The organism is Pararhodobacter zhoushanensis (assembly GCF_003990445.1).
Taxonomy (GTDB): Bacteria; Pseudomonadota; Alphaproteobacteria; order Rhodobacterales; family Rhodobacteraceae; genus Pararhodobacter; species Pararhodobacter zhoushanensis.
In genome coordinates this window covers 231732-252009 of record NZ_REEZ01000001.1, presented here as the reverse complement: position 1 = coordinate 252009, position 20278 = coordinate 231732, and the positions used below count along the sequence as shown (strand labels likewise).

General features: G+C 65.1%; 19 protein-coding genes. 5 read left to right on the top strand and 14 right to left on the bottom strand.

The window, feature by feature from the left end; genetic code table 11:
• Nucleotides 1–96: 96 nt before the first annotated feature.
• Nucleotides 97–1875: an ABC transporter ATP-binding protein gene (locus EAE28_RS01210; RefSeq protein ID WP_127103996.1), complete on the bottom strand. Its 1779-nt coding sequence runs from the start codon at nt 1873–1875 to the stop codon at nt 97–99.
• 161 nt (nt 1876–2036) lie between these two features.
• On the opposite strand from EAE28_RS01210, the gene EAE28_RS01205 reads away from it, so the two are divergent.
• On the top strand, nt 2037–3797 hold the full coding sequence (locus tag EAE28_RS01205; protein ID WP_127103995.1) for an SLC13 family permease: 1761 nt from the start codon (nt 2037–2039) through the stop codon (nt 3795–3797).
• A gap of 77 nt (nt 3798–3874) precedes the next feature.
• On the opposite strand, the gene EAE28_RS01200 is transcribed toward EAE28_RS01205, so the two are convergent.
• From EAE28_RS01200 to EAE28_RS01190, 3 genes are all read right to left on the bottom strand, one after another.
• Nucleotides 3875–5737, bottom strand: a complete 1863-nt coding sequence (locus EAE28_RS01200) for a pentapeptide repeat-containing protein (RefSeq protein ID WP_127103994.1) — start codon at nt 5735–5737, stop codon at nt 3875–3877.
• A 160-nt stretch (nt 5738–5897) separates the two neighbouring features.
• Nucleotides 5898–7412 carry a pentapeptide repeat-containing protein gene (locus EAE28_RS01195; protein ID WP_164736511.1) on the bottom strand — a complete coding sequence of 505 codons (1515 nt, stop codon included), beginning with the start codon at nt 7410–7412 and terminating at the stop codon, nt 5898–5900.
• A gap of 73 nt (nt 7413–7485) precedes the next feature.
• Nucleotides 7486–7908 carry a hypothetical protein gene (locus EAE28_RS01190; protein ID WP_127103992.1) on the bottom strand — a complete coding sequence of 141 codons (423 nt, stop codon included), beginning with the start codon at nt 7906–7908 and terminating at the stop codon, nt 7486–7488.
• Nucleotides 7909–8079: 171 nt separating this feature from the next.
• Here EAE28_RS01190 and proS point away from each other — a divergent pair, with 171 nt between their 5' ends.
• Together proS and EAE28_RS01180 are read left to right on the top strand one after the other, a co-directional pair.
• A complete protein-coding gene (proS, locus tag EAE28_RS01185; protein ID WP_127103991.1) occupies nt 8080–9420 on the top strand; it encodes a proline--tRNA ligase in 1341 nt (446 codons plus the stop codon).
• 190 nt (nt 9421–9610) lie between these two features.
• A complete protein-coding gene (locus EAE28_RS01180; protein ID WP_127103990.1) occupies nt 9611–10519 on the top strand; it encodes an isopenicillin N synthase family dioxygenase in 909 nt (302 codons plus the stop codon).
• A gap of 36 nt (nt 10520–10555) precedes the next feature.
• On the opposite strand, the gene EAE28_RS01175 is transcribed toward EAE28_RS01180, so the two are convergent.
• The 4 genes from EAE28_RS01175 to EAE28_RS01160 all read right to left on the bottom strand — a co-directional run bounded on the left by EAE28_RS01175 (nt 10556) and on the right by EAE28_RS01160 (nt 13997).
• On the bottom strand, nt 10556–10738 hold the full coding sequence (locus tag EAE28_RS01175) for a hypothetical protein (RefSeq protein WP_127103989.1): 183 nt from the start codon (nt 10736–10738) through the stop codon (nt 10556–10558).
• A 470-nt stretch (nt 10739–11208) separates the two neighbouring features.
• Entirely contained in the window at nt 11209–11445 is a 237-nt protein-coding gene (locus EAE28_RS01170) for a hypothetical protein (RefSeq protein ID WP_127103988.1), read from the bottom strand.
• Nucleotides 11423–12829, bottom strand: a complete 1407-nt coding sequence (locus tag EAE28_RS01165; protein ID WP_220443871.1) for an IS30 family transposase — start codon at nt 12827–12829, stop codon at nt 11423–11425. Before EAE28_RS01165 ends, EAE28_RS01170 begins: the two co-directional genes overlap by 23 nt.
• A gap of 475 nt (nt 12830–13304) precedes the next feature.
• Nucleotides 13305–13997 (bottom strand): nitroreductase family protein, encoded by a 693-nt coding sequence (locus EAE28_RS01160; RefSeq protein ID WP_127103986.1) that lies wholly within the window; start codon nt 13995–13997, stop codon nt 13305–13307.
• Nucleotides 13998–14261: 264 nt separating this feature from the next.
• Between EAE28_RS01160 and EAE28_RS01155 the strand changes: the two genes are divergently transcribed.
• The gene (locus EAE28_RS01155; protein ID WP_127103985.1) at nt 14262–15314 is read left to right on the top strand and encodes a DMT family transporter; all 1053 of its coding nucleotides are present in this window, start codon (nt 14262–14264) and stop codon (nt 15312–15314) included.
• On the opposite strand, the gene ureG is transcribed toward EAE28_RS01155, so the two are convergent.
• Genes ureG through EAE28_RS01135 form a run of 4 tightly spaced genes read right to left on the bottom strand, consistent with a single transcriptional unit; the run spans nt 15315 to nt 17383 of the window.
• The gene (gene ureG / locus EAE28_RS01150; protein ID WP_181954471.1) at nt 15315–15932 is read right to left on the bottom strand and encodes an urease accessory protein UreG; all 618 of its coding nucleotides are present in this window, start codon (nt 15930–15932) and stop codon (nt 15315–15317) included. It lies immediately after the preceding gene.
• Complete coding sequence (locus EAE28_RS01145; RefSeq protein WP_127103984.1) at nt 15929–16567, bottom strand: urease accessory protein UreF; 639 nt, start codon at nt 16565–16567, stop codon at nt 15929–15931. Before EAE28_RS01145 ends, ureG begins: the two co-directional genes overlap by 4 nt.
• Entirely contained in the window at nt 16560–16841 is a 282-nt protein-coding gene (locus EAE28_RS01140) for a YrhK family protein (RefSeq protein ID WP_127103983.1), read from the bottom strand. Before EAE28_RS01140 ends, EAE28_RS01145 begins: the two co-directional genes overlap by 8 nt.
• Entirely contained in the window at nt 16838–17383 is a 546-nt protein-coding gene (locus EAE28_RS01135; RefSeq protein ID WP_127103982.1) for an urease accessory protein UreE, read from the bottom strand. Before EAE28_RS01135 ends, EAE28_RS01140 begins: the two co-directional genes overlap by 4 nt.
• Before the next feature lie 71 nt (nt 17384–17454).
• Between EAE28_RS01135 and EAE28_RS01130 the strand changes: the two genes are divergently transcribed.
• Nucleotides 17455–17769 (top strand): hypothetical protein, encoded by a 315-nt coding sequence (locus EAE28_RS01130; protein WP_127103981.1) that lies wholly within the window; start codon nt 17455–17457, stop codon nt 17767–17769.
• Nucleotides 17770–18025: 256 nt separating this feature from the next.
• On the opposite strand, the gene EAE28_RS01125 is transcribed toward EAE28_RS01130, so the two are convergent.
• Nucleotides 18026–18247, bottom strand: coding sequence for a hypothetical protein (locus EAE28_RS01125; protein WP_127103980.1), 222 nt, complete (start codon nt 18245–18247; stop codon nt 18026–18028).
• Nucleotides 18248–18563: 316 nt separating this feature from the next.
• Complete coding sequence (ureC, locus tag EAE28_RS01120) at nt 18564–20273, bottom strand: urease subunit alpha (RefSeq protein ID WP_127103979.1); 1710 nt, start codon at nt 20271–20273, stop codon at nt 18564–18566.
• Nucleotides 20274–20278 lie beyond the last annotated feature (5 nt).

Below are 20278 nucleotides of genomic sequence, written 5' to 3'. Positions count from 1 at the left end.
CCCCCCGGGCCCCCTGCTTCAAGGGGGACGCACGCGCCCCCCTTGAAAATCCCCCCGTGGATATTTTGAGAGCAAAGAAACGCGCGGTTTTTGGTTTCAGTCCTTGAATTGAAGGGCGTAGAGGCGGGCGTAGGTGCCGCCATTGGCCAGCAGGGTTTCGTGATCGCCTTCCTCGACGACGCGCCCGGCCTCCATCACCACGATCTTGTCGGCGTGGCGGATGGTCGAGAGGCGGTGCGCGATGACCAGCGTTGTGCGGTTGGCGCTGAGCTTGTCGAGCGCCTGCTGCACCAGCGCTTCCGAGCGGGCGTCGAGGGCCGAGGTCGCCTCGTCCAGCAGCAGGATCGGGGATTCGCGCAGCAGGGCGCGCGCGATGGTCACGCGCTGGCGCTGGCCGCCCGACAGCGCCGAGCCGCGCGGTCCGACGCGGGTGTCGAGCCCATCGCTGAGCGAGGGCAGGAATTCGTCGACATGCGCGGCCGAGAGGGCCTCGGCCAAGCGTGCTTCAGAGACATCGCTGGCCCCCATCAACACGTTATCGCGCAGCGTTTCGTCAAACAGGGCGCTGTCTTGTGCGACGACGCTGAACAGATCGCGCAACCCGCGCAGGTCGGTGCGCGTCACATCCGCGCCGCCGACACTGACTCGCCCGGCCTGCGCATCGGCCAGCCGGGTGACCAGCGTGAAGACCGTGGTTTTGCCCGCTCCGGACGGGCCGACCAGTGCCGTGGTCTTGCCCGGCTCGGCGGTGAAGCTGAGGCCGCGCAACACCGGTTCGCCGTCATAAGCAAAGGTGACATCGTCAAAGCGGATCTCTTCGGTGCCCGGGGCGGGAAGCGGATCAAGCGGTCCCTCGGGTTGGGCGATGCGCGGCTTTTCGTTGAGCAGCCGGTAGATGCGCTCGAGCGAGGCCAGCACGTTCTGCCACGTCCCGGCCAGCGCCCCCAGACGGCGCAACGGATCAAACAGGAAGGCGATGGCCGAGAAGAAGGTCATGAATTCGCCCACAGTGCGCTCTCCGGCGACGATCTGGCCACCCGCCAGCACCAACACCAGCGCAAAGCCCAGAGCGGCCACCAGATCCGACATCGAGCCCATCGCCGCCTGACCGCCGGCCACGCGCACGCGCGCCTTGACGAAGCGCGACAGCACCTGACTGAGGCGGGTGGTTTCCTGCTCTTCCAGACCAGCACGCTGGATCGTGACGACACCGTGGAAGATTTCATCCAGCCGGGTCGAGGCCGCCGCCGAGGCATCCCGCGCGCGGATGCCCATCTTGCGCACCGCGCGTTGCAGGATTGCGGCGGGCAGCACCAGAAGCGGGACACCGACCAGAGCGACGACCGTCCAGAGCCAGTCGGTCCAGAGCGCCACCGCCAACAAGGCCAGGATCGAGATCGAGTCGCGCGCGACGCCGGGGATGAGCCTGTCAAAGATCGCCGCCACCTCGACCGTGTCACCGCGCACCCGGTCAATCAGATGGCCCGGTGGATGCGTGTGGTGGAACCCCTGATCCAGCGTCATCAGATGGCTGGTCAGCTTGGATTGCAGGCCGGTCACCACCTTCTCGGAGACATAGGCCATGACTGTGCGATAGGTGAACGACGTGATGGCGCGCACCACGAATGTCGCGCCGAACGCCAGGGCCACCCACAGCACCATATCCGCCCGACCCGCGACCAGCACATCGTCGAACATTGGCTTGAGCAGCGCGCTGAGCACGCCCGTCATGGCACCGTCGATCACCATGCACAGCGCGCCCAGCAGCAGCCAGGGGATCCAGCGGCGCGCATAGCCGTTCCAGAACCAGCGCGCCAGCACGCGATCATGGGCGCGGGAGACGGTAGGGGCGTCGGACTCAGGGGTAGAGCGCATGGCGGCAGGCCTGTTGGGGATCGCGCGGGTCTATACCGCGGATTGTGGCGCAGGGAAACCGGGCATGCGGAACCGCGAGCGCGCGCAGGGGTTTGCTCCTTGGTAGAAAATCGGTCAGGTTGGCCGCTTGTCGCCGGTTCAGGATCGCGAGAGGGGCACCAATGGACAGCCAACAGATGATGATCCTAGCCGTGCTGGGCCTGACCGTGGCGGGTTTTCTATGGGGCCGCTTTCGCCATGATGCCGTCGCGCTGGCGGCACTGGTCGCCTGTGTGCTGACCGGGCTGGTGCCGGTCGAGACCGCCTTTGCCGGGTTCGGCCATCCCGCCGTGGTCACGGTGGCCTGCGTGCTGATCCTCAGCCGGGCGTTGCAGCATACCGGGGCCGTCGACGCGCTGGCGCGGCGGGTGTTGCCGGCGCAGGCGGGGCAGGTCCCTGCCGTGGCGGCGCTGATGGGTCTGGGCGCGGGCTTGTCGGCGTTCATGAATAACGTGGGTGCGATGGCGCTGCTCATGCCGCTGGCGGTGCAGCTGGCAGGGCGGCTCAAGCTGCCGCCGGGACAGGTGCTGATGCCGCTGGCCTTTGGCACCATCCTCGGTGGCATGGTTACGCTGGTCGGGACGCCGCCGAACCTGATCGTCGCCGGCTTCCGACCTGACTCGACGTTTCGGATGTTCGACTTCACCTGGGTCGGCCTGCCGGTGGCCGCCATCGGCATTGCCTTCGTGGCGCTGATCGGCTGGCGGCTGGTACCGGCGCGTAACCCCGGCGGCGAGGCACCGTTTGAAACCGGCGCCTACCTGACCGAGTTGCGCATTCCGGAGGACAGCAAGGCCGTTGGCCTGACCCTGCGCGGGTTTGAGGATGCGCTCGACGGGCTGGACATCGAAGTGCTGGCGCTGGTGCGCGGCACGACGCGGCAGAACAACCCGCATCGGGGGCGCAAGATCAAGGCGGGGGATCTGTTGATCGTCGAGGCCGAGGCGAAAGCGCTGACCGAGAGCGCTGCCCAGCACGGCATCGCGCTGGACGGGTTGTCGGCGTTTGAGGAGGAAGAGGACGACGACGAGATCGTCCTGCGTGAATTTGCCCTGCTGCCCGGCTCGGCGCTGATCGGGCGCTCGGCGCGGCAACTCCAGCCCCGCTCGCGCTGGGGGGTGTCGCTGCTGGCAATCTCGCGCGAGGGACAGCGGCCGCGTGGACGGCTGGGCAGCCTGATGCTGAAATCGGGCGATCTGCTCTTGCTGCGCGGCACACCCGCGCTGCTGGCCGAATTCGCGCGCGACATGAACTGCGTGCCGCTTGATACCGCGCCTGTGTCGGTGCCCGACAAGGGCAAGGCCATCGCGGCGGCGGGGATCATGACGGTGGCGATCCTTGCCTCGGCGGTCGGTCTGGTGCCGGCGGCGGTGGCGTTCGCGGCGGGGGTGCTGGCGACGATGCTGACCCGGACCCTGCCGCTTCGTGAGGTCTATACGGCGCTGGACGGGCCGGTGATCGTGCTGCTGGCCGCGCTGATCCCGGTGGCGGGGGCGATGCAGGCGACCGGGGCGGCGGATCTGCTGGCGGGCGGGTTGGTCGACGGGCTGGCGCAGGGCAACACGGTGGCGGCGCTGGTGGTGGTGCTGGTGGTGACGATGGTGCTGTCGGACGTGATGAACAACGCGGCGACGGCGGCGGTGATGGCCCCCATCGCGCTGGGCATCGCGGCGCAACTGGGCGCGAGCGCCGACGGGTTCCTGATGGCGGTGGCGATCGGGGCGAGCTGCGCCTTCCTGACGCCGATCGGGCACCAGAACAACACGCTGATCCTGGGTCCGGGCGGGTTCCGCTTTGGCGACTACTGGCGGTTGGGACTGGCGCTGGAGGTGGTGATCGTGGCGGTCTCGGTGCCGATGATCCTGTGGGTCTGGGGGGTGTGAGGGGTCCGTCTGGCGGGGGTGTCCCACGATGGGACAGGTATTCGGGGTGAGCGAATTCAAGGGGTTGGGTGGGGGTGTTAGGGTTTTGGTAAGGGGTGTCCTCTGGTTTGGGCGGGGTCAGGGGGTGGGGTGTAGTCGGCAGGGTTTGAGCGCCAACGGAAGATCTCTGATTCGAAGCTATCATCGTCGAGACGATATGAAGGCCAATGTTCGGGCGTGACCACGCCATATGGGAGCGTGACGGAGGAATCGCCGAAGCAATGTTCAAGGGATTCAACTGGGATTTCAGAAAGTGAAAAATCCCCAGAACGAAGAATAGTGTTCCCGAGCAATGCTCCGTGAAGATCGGTATTTTGGTTCACTTGAACAAACGAAAGGTCTGCGTCACGCAGGTCGGTCATGTTTGCCGTCAAACCTTCTAGTCTCGCACTGAGAAAATCCGCACCTACCAAAATCGCAGTAGATAAATTCGCAAATTCCATTCTCACTGCCTCGAAGGAAGATGAGTATCCCTTTGAATCGCCTAGATCAGAACCTTCCAAGCGCGACCAGTTAAGGAACGCGCATTCCATGTTGGCTGAGCTGAATATGGCGGACTCAAGGCGAGCTTGAGAGATACTGGACCCATTTAGATGTGCTTTGTGAAGTAGTGCACCGATAATCTCGGCATGGTCCAGCGTTGCGCCTTCCATCGTTGCTTGCTGAAGTGAAGCTCCATTGAGTTTTGCTTCAAGAAAGTTCGCACATTCCAGCCGAGCGTGACTAAGATTCGCGCCGTGCAAGAGCGAACGCCAAAAGTCGGCCCCTTCCAATCGAGCCCCTTCAAACAGCGCGCCAGAGAACATCGAGTCGGATCGGTCTGAGCGCATAGCACTGAAGTCAGCACATTGCAGGTTGGTTTCGCGAAGGTCGATACGGTACCCGGAATAAGCCTCGATATTCGCCCTCCATGCATCTAGCCGTTCTTCGAAATCCCTGAGATTGTCTATGGATAATGCCGCTTCTCTTGGATGATCGTTTAAACGTGGGCAAGGGATATCAAAAGGCCAGATAGTGTCATGATTGGGAGGCTTGGGCCAGGACGCTTCGACTAAGCGCTGTTCGGCAGTGCGTCGACCCAGAACGCGCATGGCTTTCTGAATGTCTTCGCGCGGTTCCCGAAGAGTTTCGGTAACCCACTTTTCAATTTTACCCATTTGTTCGTCTCCTCCGAAGCGTTCACGACAACGATCCGAGTGCATTAGCTGTTCAATAGTCGTGGAGTGACGATTCAATGGTTTCCATGCTCCAAATGGATGATCCTGCGCTGTGTTGGCTGGCGAATTCTCACGCACATAGGCGCAGAGGACCTCCATCACCCGAACATGATCGCGGCCTTTGTCATGGGTGGTGCTGTCTTGCGCGATGCGTTCGAGGGAGAGGATCGCGCCGATGCGAACTTCGAGGTTGGGGGTTGTGCGCTCAACTGCAACCGGAGTTCCGTCGTCGGCAATGTGGTATTCCTTGACCGTCTTTTCCGCCCCCAGCATCTCGACCGCTTTGGCGATGCGGTCGGTCATGTGGCCTTCTTTCTGGTAGCGGACGGTCTGGTGTTTCAGCACCGTGCCCCAGATCAGAAAGGGCGCGCCGAGGAGGGCGGCGATCAGCGCGCCTGCGCCGAGGTTTGGGCCTGCGCCGCCTGTTTCGGTTACGCGGAACGTGTGGAGGAGCACGGTGAACGCTGCGCCCACAGCGCCGAGAAACAGGAGTGTGCCGAGGATCACCATCGCGGCGAGCAAGGCGTTTGCGTCGGGGTTGGCGAAAGGCCAGCGGCTGGCGACGGGCTTCGACAGAAGCGGTAGCGCGGCCCAGATCAGGAGCACGAACAGCGCCAAGGCGAGTGCGATGACGGCCCATACGGGCACAGCGAGGGTTGTGGAGACGGAGAAGGGATCAGGCATACGCAACACTCACCAAGGGGGTGCGGGGAGGGTGCCTCAGGGGTGGGGGTTTGGGAAGGGGGATGTGCCGGGGCGCCGCCTCTGGCTTTTGGGGCAAGGTGGCGCGGTCAGAGGGCGGAGCCGTTCGGGCCTTGCGAGGGCGGGCCGCAGAGCTAAGGGGTCAGGCCGAGGGTTTGGCCGGGGGCACATAGGTGTCGGGGTCGGCCCGAAACCGGCGCCATTCGTCGCGGAAGCTGGGGGTGACGTCGGTCTGGCTGTCCCAGAGCGTCCAGTCGGGCCATGTCGCGGGCCGGGCCAGAGCCTCGGGCAGGATGACCGAGCGGTCGGCGAAGCTGTGGGCGGCCTGATCGGCAGACAGGCCGGTGGTTGACAGATCCATGCCGCGCAGTGCTGCGCCGTGGAGGTCGGCGGCGTTGAGGTCGGTGTGCTGATCGAGCCGAGCGCGGGTGAGGTCGGCACCGTGCAGCTGCGCTTCCTGCAGGCTTGCGCCTTCGAGGCGGGCCTGGGTGAGGGTTGCGCCCTGCAACTGCGCATGAGCGAGGCAGGCGGCTTCAAGGCGGGCTTGGCGCAGGTCAGCCTGTGGCATCTGCACATAAAGCAGGTCGGCCCCTTCAAGCCGCGCCTGCCGGAGTGTTGCGCCGTGCAGGCGGGCGCGGGTCAGGGTCGCGCCTTCGAGCCGGGCCTGACTGAGGTCGGCATCCTTTAGCGCGGCGTGGCTGAGGTCCGCGCCTTGCAGCGAGGCGTGACGCAGATCCGCGCCCGGTAGTTGCGCTGCGGTGAGGGTGGCACCCTGTAACTGGGCGTTGGCGAGCCTGGCACCCGCCAGGTACGTCCCGGAGAAGTTTGCCCCTTCCAACCGGGTTTGCGTCAGGATCGCACCCTCCATGCGCGCCTTGTCGAAGCGGGCGCCGCGGAAATTGTCGCCGGAGAGGTCGGCGGCTTGCAGATTGGTGGCGCGCAGGTCGAGCCGGTAGCCCGCGTCGCTACGGACGGCTTTGAGCCAGAGGTCGAGGGTGTCCTTGAAGACCGCGACCTCGGACCGGGTCAGCGGGCGGTCGCGCGGAGGGGCGGGCAGAGCGGGGCAGTTGCGGGTGAAGGGGTCGTCGGTGTTGGCATCGGGGGTGCCGGGCCAGGCGGCCTCGACCCGCAACTGGGCGGGGGAGCGGCGACCGAGGATCCTGAGCGCGACGGCGATATCCTGACGGGGCGCGGGAGCGGGGGGTGAGGCAAGGTCAGGGGCGGTGGTTTCAGGACCCGGGCTTGCGCTGCCGGGGCGCGCGTCTGCGGCCCCGGCGGTCTCGCGGATATAGGCGCACAGGAGTTCCATCACGCGGACATGATCGCGGCCGTTGTCGTGCTCGGTGCTGTCTTGCGCGATGCGTTCGAGCGTGAGGAGCGCGGCGATGCGGGTGTGGAGATCGGGGCGGAGAGGATGGGCCTGTGGCGGGTGGTTTGCGCTGTCGGGGGCCGGGGGCGGGATGGCTTGCGTGGCGCCCGGTCGTTCGGCCGCTTTTGCGATGCGGTCACTCATCTGGCTATCCGCCATGCGGCGATCCGGGTGGCGTTTCAGTCGCATGAACAGGATGGCAACACTGGTCGCCAGCGCCATCAAGACGGCGATGAGCAGCCAGACCGGCACCGGGACGGTTGAGGACAGCGAAAACGGATCGGGCATGCGCAACACTCGACAAGGGGGCGCAAAGGGTGGCGACCGGTGCGCGACAGGCATTGCACCGGTCGGACAGGCGTCAGGCGTCGCAGTCGGGGTAGCGGATCACGTCGCCGGGTCGGTCGATGATGACGGTGCCGTCGGCGCGCAGTCGGTCGAAGGCGGTGTCGATGGGCCGGAAATAGGGGCCGTCGCGGCTGAGGGTCTCGTCGGCGGTGACGCCGAGCTGGGCACCGAGGGACTCGGCCAGGATGCGTTCGCCGCCGTTCAGCGGCAGCTCGCAGCCGTGTTCGGCGAAGCCGGCGCGGATGAGGGGGATCATCGTCTCGGGCGGGATGGTCGAGGGGGCAATGGGCGTGCGCGACAGGTCGGCCATGCCGCCGGGGCTGCGCGGCGCAGAGGGCGCGTGCGGGGATTGCGGGGTCTTGGGCGACAGTTGCGCCTGGGCAATGCCGGTGGAAAGGGCAAGGACGGTGAGGGCGATAACGGAGCGATGAAACATGGGATGGGTCCAAATCAGGGCGATAAAAGGGGAGCGTCGGTCAAGCGCCGGGGCCTGTCAATCGCCTGATGCGTGTGCTGACGGCTTGGTGATGGCTTTGGTGCCGCGCTGCTTGCCGGTTGCGCGGCAATCGCCTAGACAAGCGCGAACCGTTCCTTCCAAAGGTGAACCATGCGCCTGAGCCGCTATTTCCTGCCCGTCCTCAAGGAAAACCCCTCGGAGGCGCAGATCGTCAGCCACCGGCTGATGCTGCGCGCGGGGATGATCAAGCAGCAGGCGGCGGGGATTTATTCCTGGCTGCCGATGGGCTTCAAGGTCTTGAAGCGTATCGAGCAGATCGTCCACGAGGAGCAGGTGCGCGCCGGGCATATTCCGCTGCTCATGCCGACGCTGCAATCGGCGGATCTGTGGCGCGAATCCGGGCGCTATGATGCCTACGGTCCCGAGATGCTGCGCATCAAGGACCGGCATGATCGCGAGATGCTCTATGGACCGACGAATGAGGAGATGATCACCGACATCTTCCGGTCGCATGTGGGCAGCTACAAGGATCTGCCGCTGACGCTGTACCACATCCAGTGGAAATTCCGCGACGAGGTCCGGCCCCGGTTCGGCGTGATGCGCGGGCGCGAGTTCCTGATGAAGGACGGCTATAACTTCGATGTCGACAAGGACGCCGCCCTGCATGCCTATAACCGCCATATGGTCAGCTATCTGCGCACCTATGAGCGGATGGGCCTGACGGCGATCCCGATGCGCGCGGACAGCGGACCGATTGGCGGCGATGACACGCATGAATTCCTTGTGCTGGCGCAGACGGGTGAGTCCGAGGTGTTCTTTGACGACCGCGTGACCACGCTGACGCTGGGCGACCGGGCGGTCGATTATGACGACCGTGAGGCCGTGGCGGCGGTGTGCGAGGAGTTCACCACGCTTTATGCGCGCACCGACGAGACCCATGACGCAGGCCTGTTCGAGGCGATCCCCGAGGAGCACCGCAAGGTGGCCCGGGGTATCGAGGTGGGGCAGATCTTTTACTTCGGCACCAAGTATTCCGAGCCGATGGGCGCTGTCGTGGTCAATGACAAGGGCGAGCGGGTGCCGGTGCATATGGGCTCGCACGGGATCGGCGTCAGCCGCTTGCTGGGCGCGATCATCGAGGCCAGCCATGACGATAAGGGCATCATCTGGCCCGAAGGCGTGACGCCATTCCATGCCGGGATCGTCAACTTGAAGCAGGGCGACGAGGCGGCGGATGCGGCCTGCGAGGCGCTGTACAAGGCGCTGGCCGGGGTCGGTCTGGAAGCGCTCTATGATGACCGCAACGACCGGGCGGGGGCGAAGTTTGCGACGATGGATCTGATCGGTCTGCCGTGGCGCATCACCGTAGGCCCGCGCGGGTTGGCCAAGGGCGTGGTCGAGCTGACCTCGCGCCGCACGGGCGAGAGCGAAGAGATGACGCCGGAAGCGGCGGTGGCCCGGCTGGTCGAGATCTACGCGCCGCATCGGTGAGCGGGTGCGGCGCGCGGCCCCCATCGAGGGGGCCGCGCGCCGGCGCCTGTCGGCGCAGGGGGGCTATGCGCCCCCCTCGGGCGCTGGCGCGCCCTTCACCCCCTGCAGAGTATTTCTGACAAGATGAGGGGGCGCCGTTCCCGGATCGGGTCAGGGGCGTATTTGGGGCAAGATGAAGGGGCGGCGGGCGATGGCCGAAGGTGTGGCGATCCCGAAGGTTGACTGGGCGGCTCTGATAGCGGGCGATCCGGTGCAGCGCGATGAGGTACGGCGCGGGGCCTGTGAGGTCGGGTTTCTGACGCTGGTGAACACGCCGATTGAGGCCGGGCAGGTGCGCGCGGTGCTGGCGACGTATCGGGCGTTCTTTGCGCAGCCTTTGGCGGTGAAGGCGGCGGTGGATATGGCGCGGACCGGGGCCAACCGGGGCTGGGGCGGGCCGGGGTCCGAGCAGGTCGATCCGGCGGCGAACCCGGATTACAAGGAAGTCTTCGATCTGGGGTTCGCGGTGGCGGGATCAGCGCTGGCTGTGCATGCGCCCAATCTTTGGCCGGAGCGGCCTGAAGGGTTTCGCGCCACGCTTGAGGGGTATTACGCCGCAGCGCGGGCGCTGTCGCTGCACGTGCTGGGCGCGATAGCCGGGGCGATTGGTGAAGACCCGCACTGGTTTGACGGCGCTTTCGATCAGCCGATGGCGTTGTTGCGGGGGAATTTCTATCCGCAGCGGCCGGGTTGGGCAGGCGAGAAGGATTTCGGCATCGCCGCGCACACCGACTATGGGTGCCTGACGCTGCTGGTCACCGACGGCGTGCCGGGGCTCGAGGTGCAGCGGCGCGACGGTGGATGGCTGGGGGTGGTGGCCGAGCCGGGCGAATTTGTCATCAATTTTGGTGAAATGCTGGAGATGTGGTCAGGCGGGCGCATCAGGGCGACGCCGCACCGGGTTGTCGGCAGCGCGCAGGCGCGCATTTCCGTGCCGCTGTTCTTCAACCCCAGTCCTGAGGTGAACGTGGCACCCTTGGGAACAAGCGGCGTGCTGCGGGCAGTCGATCACCTGCAGCGGCGGTTTGACGAGACCTACGTGCATTTGCAAAAACGCTGACCGCGCGCCCATAGGGCGCTGCCCTGACGCCCCGCGTCAGGAAGCGGCAGCTGGGGCGACCTCGGGCTGGGGTGGCACCGGTGTGACCTCGGCGCTCTCAGGCGGATAGCGTTGCTCATAGACGCGGCAAAGAATGCCGATGCTGAGAACGACCGGCAGGGAGGTGACGATAAACGCCACGACCGAAAACGCGAAGGGGATCAGTGTAACAAAGGCCATTTCGGCGACAACGTTGCGAAAGTCTGGTGTGTCCCGTGGCGTAAAAACGACCGTCAGGATCGCCGGGAGTGGGATGATGACGAACGCCACCACCGGAAACGAGTGAGCGACGGCCCTGACCAGATACGCGAATAACGACGGCTTGAACGCTCTTGCCTTACTTTGCACGCTCAGGGTGTGGACCGAGAGGATGGCTACGTCGTTGTGAAATCACCAAACCCAGGTTTGAGGACACGGATCTGTGATCGATGCGCCACAGGCGGGGAGGCTGCCGACGTGGTGAGATATGCTCAGGTGGACGGCGTCTCGCGCAGGAAAGCGCGGCAGAGGATGGCGACTTTCAGGACCCCGATCAGGGCGACGGTTGCCATTGTCATAGCCGCAACGATCACCATCTGCGCAGACGGGGCGCGGTGGTTGAGCTATGACAGGACATCGTCGGTGAGCATCGGTTCTGGCCCGAAGACGGGCTAAGACCACGACATGGCGGGCAGGAACGCGACACCAAGCCCGAGCGGAAATACCAGAAGCTGAAACGCAATCCGATACCATGTCGAGCGCGCCGCTTTCAGTGCTTTGAGTGGGGAAAAGGGCAGGCCGAGGGCTGCACCCGGCAGCAGCGTGCCAAAGGCGGCGAGCACCGGCCAGAGCGTCACCACACAGATCATGGCCGTGAGGGCGGATTCAACCGGTCGTCGCAACACCATCCATCTTATCCTGTTTGAGCAGTCGTTCGAGTGCCTCTGCCGGGGTTTGCCAGCCGAGTGTCTTGCGTGGCCGCGTGTTCAGCGCATGGGCCACGGCGTTCAGCTCGTCCGCACCGTGCCGGCTAAGGTCCGTTCCCTTGGGAAAGTATTGGCGGAGCAAACCATTAGTGTTCTCGTTGCTGCCGCGCTGCCAAGGACTTTGCGGATCGCAGAAGTAGACGTCGAGACCTGTTTCGATCCGGGGCTGGGCGTGTTGTGCCATCTCGGCGCCCTGGTCCCACGTCAGTGATCTGCGCAGGTGTGCCGGCAGTTCCATGATGGTGTCCGCGATTGCGTCGCGAACGGCTTCAGCGCCATGACCGGCAAGAGCCGGGCCGTTCTTGATGGATTTGGTCTTTCCATGCCCCTCCATCCGCGGCAGATGCAGCAGCATCGTGAAGCGCGTGGTTCGTTCGACCAGGGTGCCGATCGCCGAGCTGCCGAGACCGAGAATGAGATCGCCTTCCCAGTGGCACGGCGCCGCCCTGTCGCCGACGTCCGCCGGGCGATCACTGATCATCAGCGCATCCCCGACCAATGACTTGCCTCGGTTCCGAGCCCGTTCCCGAGGGAGACGCAGTGCCCGGCCCGAGCGCAGGCAGGCGGAGAGCTCCCGCTTAAGGGCACCGCGCCCCTGAACGTAGAGAGCCTGATAAATCGCTTCATGGCTGATACGCATGGTCGGATCCTCGGGGAAGTCCACCTTCAGGCGCTGCGCAATCTGTTCCGGGCTCCAGGCCGAGGACCAGCGTCGGCTTTGCCGGTGAACCGCCCGCCGTTTCTTCCATACCACGACAGGGCCGTCGAAAGCGATGCCGTCCGACGTGGCGATCACACCCGCGAGCCGGTCCTGCACGTAGTCACGCAGGGCGGGATTGTTTGCGAGCTTGCTGGCCTTCGGGCGTCGCGCTGCACGGTCCGCATGCCACTGCGCTGTGATGGCGCGGTAGTCGAAGTCCCCGCCGCGGGTCGCGGAGTTACGCCTGATCTCACGGGAGATCGTGCTGGGTGAACGCCCCAGCTTGCGGGCAATGGCACGCACTCCGGTCCTCCTCGCGCATTCCAGAGCTATTTCCTCGCGCTCGGCAAAAGAAAGACTGCGGTTCGTCGGCCGAGGTGAAGAAGGGGCCAGATGTGTGGGGGGCATTCCGCCAGAACTCCGAAACCAACGGCTTCCGACAGGCGCAGAAACACCGGCTTCGACACCGGCCTCTTCACTGGAGAGACCTGCCGCGATCCCCCGCCAAAACCGACACAGATTCTCACGCTGCCAGACAGGCGGCCGTCCTGGCGAGGATAATTTGTCCCGAGTTGACCGTTCCGATTTCCGTCTTCCCGTCGTCATCTACACCTCCAAAATTGGGGTGTTGCGACGACCGGTTGAATCCGCCGAGCGCTCCGGAGTCTGAGCGATGGGCCGGATCACGCGGCCTCACAGTATCGGTCAGGGAGAGGGCAGCAAGATAGCAAGACAGCCGAGCAGCGCCGCAACCAGAAGGAAGCGCAGGCGGCTTAGTCCGGGGCGGGAAGTGCTCCCGCCAGTGGCCTGCGCGAGGCGTCGCCAGTGTCCTGGCCCCAGGAGGAGCAAGGTAGAGAAAGGCGGCGGTGAGAAGCAAGGTGCCGATGAACGCGGGTGAGAGCAAGGTGATCACGACAAAGCCCACGATCAGCGGCAGGCAGTCGCGGACGCTTTGAGCAAGGTAGAGGGCGATGTTCTGGTGCACAGGCGGCCCTTGCTTTCAACCGAGAGGTGATGACCGGGCTCGATCGCGTCAGGCGCGAAGGGCTTGGGCAATTTCTGCTCCGTTGGTGCGTGGGGATCAGCGGAACACGCTCAGGATTTCCTCCAGCGGTTTCTTGATCTTGGCCACGGCGGGGACGGTGGCATCCTCGGCCGGATAGCCGACGGGCAGGATCATCACCGGCTTTTCCGAGGCTGGCCGCCCGCATAGATTGTTGAGGAATTTCATCGGGTTGGGCGTGTGCTCCAGACACACCAACCCCGCGTGGTGCAGGGCGGCGATCAGGAAGCCGGTGGCGATGCCGACGCTTTCGGGGACGTAGTAATTCTTGAACCGCGCGCCGCCGGGCCGTTCGCCCCAGCGTTGCGCGAAGATGACGATCAGCCAGGGCGCGTCGGTCAGATGCGGCTTGGAGGCGCCGGTGCCGATCGGCTCGAGCGCGGCCAGCCATTCATCGCCCGCGCCGCCGGCGTAGAAGGCGCGCTCTTCGTCCTCGGCGGCGGCGCGGATGCGGGCTTTCATCGCCGGATCGGCGATGGCGACAAAATGCCAGGGCTGGTGGTTGGCCCCCGAAGGCGCGCTGCCGGCGGCGGCGATACAGGCCGCGATGACCGCCTCGGGGACCGGGCGGGCGCTGTAGTCGCGCACCGAATGGCGCTTGCGCAGGTAGGTGAGGAAGGCCTGCGCCTGCGTCAGGGCGAGCGCATCCGTCGTCTGGACGCGGTCCGGCAGCGGGACGGGCTGGTACTGGGGCGTTTCACTGTCGGACATGGGCACCTCCTGAGATCTCTTGCGTAGCAGCGGGGTGCAGGGTGGTCCAGCGGTGTCGTCTTAACCTTCGGGCAAGGGTTCTGTGCGCAGACTGGGCAGGCAAACCGGGTGCCACCGATGCCACACAGAAAGGAAGGTCGCCTGGACATGAACGCATAAGAGGCTGGTCGGCGCCGTTCCCGCGGCTGTGGATTGACGCGCGGGGTGGTGGGCGGTAGGGGTCCATCTCGCACACCCATCCGCCCGGTCGGGGATCCGATACCCATGCCCACCCCCTTACTCCTGATCCTCACAGCCGCCGGTTTTGGTGCCTCGCCGCTGTTGATCGCGCTTGCCGTCGCCTATTTCCCGCCCTGGACCTTGGCGGCGCTGCGCTCGGCTTTCGCGCTGCCGTTGCTGCTGATCGCGGCCGGGGTCTTTGGCAGCGGGCTGCGCCTGTCGCGGCATGATCTGCTGACCGCTCTGGTCGGCGGTGTATTGGTGGTGTCGATCCCGTTCGTGAGCATGGCGGCGGGGATGCAGTATATCCCCACCGGCATGGGGGGCATGCTCTATGCCACCATGCCGCTGTTCACGCTGGCGCTGGCAGCGTTCTTTCTGGCGGATGAGCCCGCGACACTGGAGCAGGAAATCCGTATCGGCATCGGTATGGTTGGCGTCGTGCTGATCTCGATCCCGGCGATCCTGTCGGGCGGTCTGGCCGAGGCGGGACTGGGCACGCTGCTGACGCTGATCTCGCCGCTGAGCTATGCGGCGGGCAACGTGTGGTTCCGTCGGCGTGAAAAGATGTCGCCGATGGTCCTGTCGGCGGGAATGTTCGCGGTGGGCGTGGTGACGGTCTGGCCCGTGGCACTGCTGGTCGACGGGGCGGTGCAGGTCACGCCCTCGCCCTATGTTCTTTTGGTGCTGCTGGCACTGGTGGTTCTGGCGACGGTCGCGCCAAACCTGCTCAATTACGCGCTGGTCCGCCGTGCAGGGGCGAACCGGGCGGCCTTGGCGATGTTCCTGATGCCAGCGTTCAGCGTGGTGTTCGGGATGATATTTCTGGGCGAAAGACTGCCGGTTCTCGCTTTTGGCGGTCTGGCGCTGGTCATTGCTGCATCGACTGCGCCAGTGCCGGGCTTTGTCCGCCGACTTGCCAGAAAGCGCCGCTCAGCGGGTAACGCGTCCCGGGGCGGCGGGCGGGGGCGCGGCCGCGGTCGTGGCCGGGGCCAGCGGGTCGGGGGTGTGCCGTTGTCGCCCGAAGAACGCGCGGAATTCCGGGCGCGGCGCGAGGCGCGGCAGGCCGCGCGCGCGCTGGCCCCGGTTGACGAGTGATCAGCGCAGCCGCAACCCGCCTTCACGCTCGAGGAATGCGATCACGGCCTCGATGCCGATCCCGTTGCGCACCTGCGCCATGACATAGGGCCGCTGGCCGCGAGCACGTTGGGTGTCGGCCTCGAGCTGTGCCAGATCAACCCCGACATAGGGCGCCAGATCGGTCTTGTTGACCACCAGCAGGTCGGATTTTGTCAGGCCGGGGCCACGCTTGCGCGGAATGTCCTGCCCGGCGGCGGTGTCGATGACATAGATCGAGAGATCCGCCAGCTCGGGCGAAAACGTCGCCGCCAGATTGTCGCCACCGCTCTCGATCAGGATCAGGTCCAGACCGGGGATCTCAAGGCTCAGCTCAGCCACGGCGGCCAGATTGATCGAGGCATCCTCGCGGATCGCGGTATGCGGGCAACCGCCGGTTTCGACGCCCTTGATGCGCGCCTCGGGCAGGACCTGCGCACGGACCAGATAATCGGCGTCCTCGCGCGTGTAGATGTCGTTGGTGATCACCGCCATCGAGCAGCGGCTGGCCAGTGCGCGGGCCAGTTGCTCGGTCAGCGAGGTCTTGCCGCAGCCGACGGGGCCGCCGATTCCCACCCTGAGGGGGCCATTCATGCTCATGTTCGAAAGATCCTGACGTCTTGGGTTTCGTGTTCAAAGGCGGCAAGGTCGGCAGCCAGCGCCGCCCCGCCGAGGTCATCAAGCGTTGCCGTGGCCGCACTGGCAGCAAGGCTGCCCAGCACCGGTGCCAGATTGGCCAGAACCGCCTGTCCTGCGGTCTGGCCCAGCGGCACATGGCGTACGGCGATGGTGGTCAGGTTGCCTGCAAAGCCTTGCAAGAACAAGGCAATAACTGTCGCGGGCGGCAAGGATAGCGCCTGCGCGGCCTCACCCAGCGCTATCGGGAGCGCACGCGCGGGCAAGTTGCGACCGGTGATGCCCGCAACGGTCCGGGCAAGCGCTGTACCCTGATCCAGCGTTTCACGCAGACGCTCGGCCGATGGTGCAAGGGCACGGGCAAGAACGTCGAGCGCATCAAGGTCTGTCCCGGGCCTGAGCGCGTGCGCCAGTAACACCGCGTCCTGCCACCCCGCGCCATACAGCAAAATGCCGGTCAGCCAGTCTTCAAGTGTGGCGGCGTCGCGGATCGTGCCCTCGGCGACCACCCGTTCGAGCCCGTGGGAATAGGCAAAGGCCCCTGTCGGAAAGGCGGGGGAGAGCCATTGCATCAAGGTCAGCAGATCCGTGTCAGCCATCGAGCCGTTTGGCGACCTCGTTCACGTTCCCCAGCGCCACCAGCCGGATCTCGCGCGTCAGGCGCAAGGTCGGTTTCAGGCCGAAAAACACTGATCCGATGATGAACAGCCAGGTGCCGGTTTGCGTGGTTTGGGGGCTCAGAAACAGGATCGAGCCGACGATGAACAACCCCGCGGCCAGGAAATCAACCATTGTATAGGCGATTTCATAGGCGGCCCAAAGGCGCTCGTGCTCTGGCGAGAGACTGCGGTTGGCGGGGTGGAACAGTTTCATCTGGTGGCCTCCTCCCCATGATGATGCCCATGGTCATCATGCCCATGGTGATGATGTCCATGGGTATGATCGCCATGCGTATGGTGTTCTGCCGGACCATGGTCATGGCCCATCGTGCGTCCGGTGCCATAGGCCCCGGATTCCGGAGCGAAAGGGCGTGAGGCGCGGGTGATCTGCGCGCCAAGACCGGTGAGCATTTTCTCGAGCACATGGTCTTCGCGGATCAACAGATGATCGTCGTGAATTTCGCACGGTGTGTGCCGGTTGCCGATGTGCCAGCACAGGCGGGCAAGCGGCCCGGTGATCACAAGGACAGATTCCTCGGCGGGGACGATCTGAATGCTGCGTCCGTCTTCCAGTTCGAAACCCCAATAGGCGTCGAGATTGGTGACGTTGGGCAGGTCGACCAGAAAGCTTTCGCCCTGCACCGTCGTCAACCGTTTGCGGCGCATCAGACGGGCGTCGTAATCCAGCACCACGCGGTCATCGGCCTGCGCAGGTTCTTGGGTCAACAGTCGGACGGCGGGGGGCAGGTCATTCATCAGGGAATCCTCGTAAACGGTCCGTTTACCCTCGCAGGGCTAGAGTGTGGGTGCAAGCAATGGAGGCGCCCATGCGCAGCGAGTCGCAGGCTGATGAACTGACTTTGGTCCGCGAAAGGATTGACGCGCTGCGGTCGCGTGAACGCGATCTGTGTTCGGCTCTGATCGCCGGCGGTGAGGACGTTCGTCTGGGACAATGGAGCCGGGTCGAGGTGGTGGAGCGACGCGTGCGAATCTTTGACCACAATCTGTTGCCGCAGGTTCTGCGCGAAGACCCGCTGTTCTGGCGCGATCGCGTGCTGACCGAGGTGCACTGCGACCGACTGGGCGCGGGGCTGATGGGGGCCGATGATGCGGCGTTGATTGGAATGTCCCTGTGGAATTAAGGGATTGGCGCGTCAAAGCGGCGCGTTTGGCAGGCAGGTTACCAAAGCTGTAACTGCCAACGCACGCCTGGGCGCTGGAAGGCGCTCGGGCGCGGTACAAGAATTCTGTGCCGGGTGGCGTGCTCAAAATGCAGGCCAAAAACCAGCGGCGCGGCGCGCCCGAAGGCGACGCCGTCCGCGCAATGGCATGGGGGCCTGCGGGGCGCGCCTGTGCGCTCAGCGCGCGGCCCCGAAAAGAGCGGGGCCGCGTGCTGGGTCAGAAGCCGATGCGATCGCGGAAGACGTATTGCACGATACGGTCGCGGCTGGTGCCGAGGTCGGCCAGTTGCGCGTCGGTCATCATTTGCAGGCGTTCGATCTCGTCGCGGCGCGAGCGGGCTTCAAGATAGGCGTTGAAGCCCTGGCCGAGCGTGGCGAAAAAGGCGTCGATCTGGGCGCGGATGCGCGGGGTGAAGTCGGTGCTGGTAATGAAAGCCATTTGGAAACCTCGTGTGAAGAGTTCTCTCCCTTGAGACGAAGATAGGGCATTGATGCTGACATAACCACTGCCGGTTGGGCATGCGTGCTTTGCAGGTGCAGCATGGCTCATGCCGGGGGCGTGATGGCGAATTGGTTCGGGAATTCAAAGGGGAGAGGTAAAGCTCTTCACAGTTCATCGGCGTGACGACAGCGCGCGCCATCGCGAAGGCACCGGATTTGCTGCAATGCAGCATAATCTTGGCGTGGTCGCGGGAAACGGAAAAGGCGGGGCGGGTTTTACCCCACGCCGCCCTCATTCAACGTCACGCTTGCGTTCAGAACAGGAAGTAGCGCTGCGCCAGTGGCAGTTCGGAGGCGGGCTCGCAGGTGAGGAGTTCACCGTCGGCGCGGACCTCGTAGGTCTCGGGGTCGACCTCGATGCTGGGGGTGGCGAAGTTGAGCTTCATGTCGGATTTAGTCACCCCCCGGCAACCCTGCACCGCGACCAGCGACTTGCGCAGACCCAGCGCTTCGCCAATGCCCGCGTCCAGCCCGGCCTGACTGACGAAAGTCACGGCCGAACGCTCGACCGCGCGGCCCAGTGCGCCGAACATCGGGCGCGAATAGACCGGCTGCGGCGTGGGGATCGAGGCGTTGGGATCGCCCATCTGCGCCATGGCGATGGAGCCGCCGATCAGCACCATTTCCGGCTTGGCGCCGAAAAACGCCGGCGACCAGAGCACCAGATCGGCGCGTTTGCCGGATTCGATGGAGCCGATTTCATCGGCCATGCCATGCACGATGGCCGGGTTGATGGTGTATTTGGCGATGTAGCGGCGGGCGCGCAGGTTATCGTTTTCGCCGGTTTCCTCGGCCAGCCGCCCGCGTTGTTGCTTCATCTTCGAGGCGGTCTGCCAGGTGCGGGTGATCACCTCGCCGACGCGGCCCATGGCCTGACTGTCTGAGGAAATGATCGAAAACGCGCCCATGTCGTGCAGGATATCCTCAGCCGCGATGGTTTCGCGCCGGATGCGGGATTCGGCGAAGGCGACATCCTCGGGCACCTTGCGCGACAGGTGGTGGCAGACCATCAGCATGTCGAGATGCTCTTCGATCGTGTTGATCGTGTAGGGCATCGTCGGGTTGGTCGAGGACGGGATGACATTCTGCGACGACACGACCTTGATGATGTCGGGGGCATGGCCGCCGCCCGCGCCCTCGGTGTGGAAGGCGTGGATGGTGCGGCCCTTGATGGCGTCGAGGGTGTTTTCGACGAAACCGGATTCGTTAAGTGTGTCGGTGTGGATCATCACCTGCACGTCCATCTGGTCAGCGACGGTCAGGCAGCAGTCGATGGCGGCGGGGGTGGTGCCCCAGTCTTCGTGCAATTTCAACGCACAAGCGCCCGCCGTGACCATTTCGACCAGCGCGTCGGGCTGGCTGGCGTTACCCTTGCCGGCAAGGCCGATGTTCATCGGCAAGCCGTCGATGGCCTGCAGCATGCGCCCGATATGCCAGGGGCCGGGGGTGCAGGTGGTGGCCAGCGTGCCATGCGCCGGGCCGGTGCCGCCGCCGAGCAAGGTGGTCAGACCGGAATGCAAAGCGTCCTCGACCTGTTGCGGGCAGATGAAATGGATATGGGCGTCGAAACCGCCTGCGGTCAGGATCTTGCCTTCGCCCGCGATGATCTCGGTTCCCGGGCCGATGATGACATCGACGCCGGGCTGAGTATCAGGGTTACCCGCCTTGCCGATCACCGCGATGCGCCCGTCGCGCAGGCCGACATCAGCCTTGTAGATGCCGGTATAGTCGAGGATCAGCGCGTTGGTGATAACAGTGTCCATGGACCCCATCGCGCGGGTGATCTGGCTTTGGCCCATCCCGTCGCGGATCACCTTGCCGCCGCCGAACTTCACCTCGTCGCCGTAGAGGGTCAGGTCACGCTCGACCTCGATGATGATCTCGGTATCGCCAAGGCGCACGCGGTCGCCGGTGGTCGGGCCGAACATGTCGGCGTATTGGGCGCGGGAGATGGCGTAGGGCATGAAGG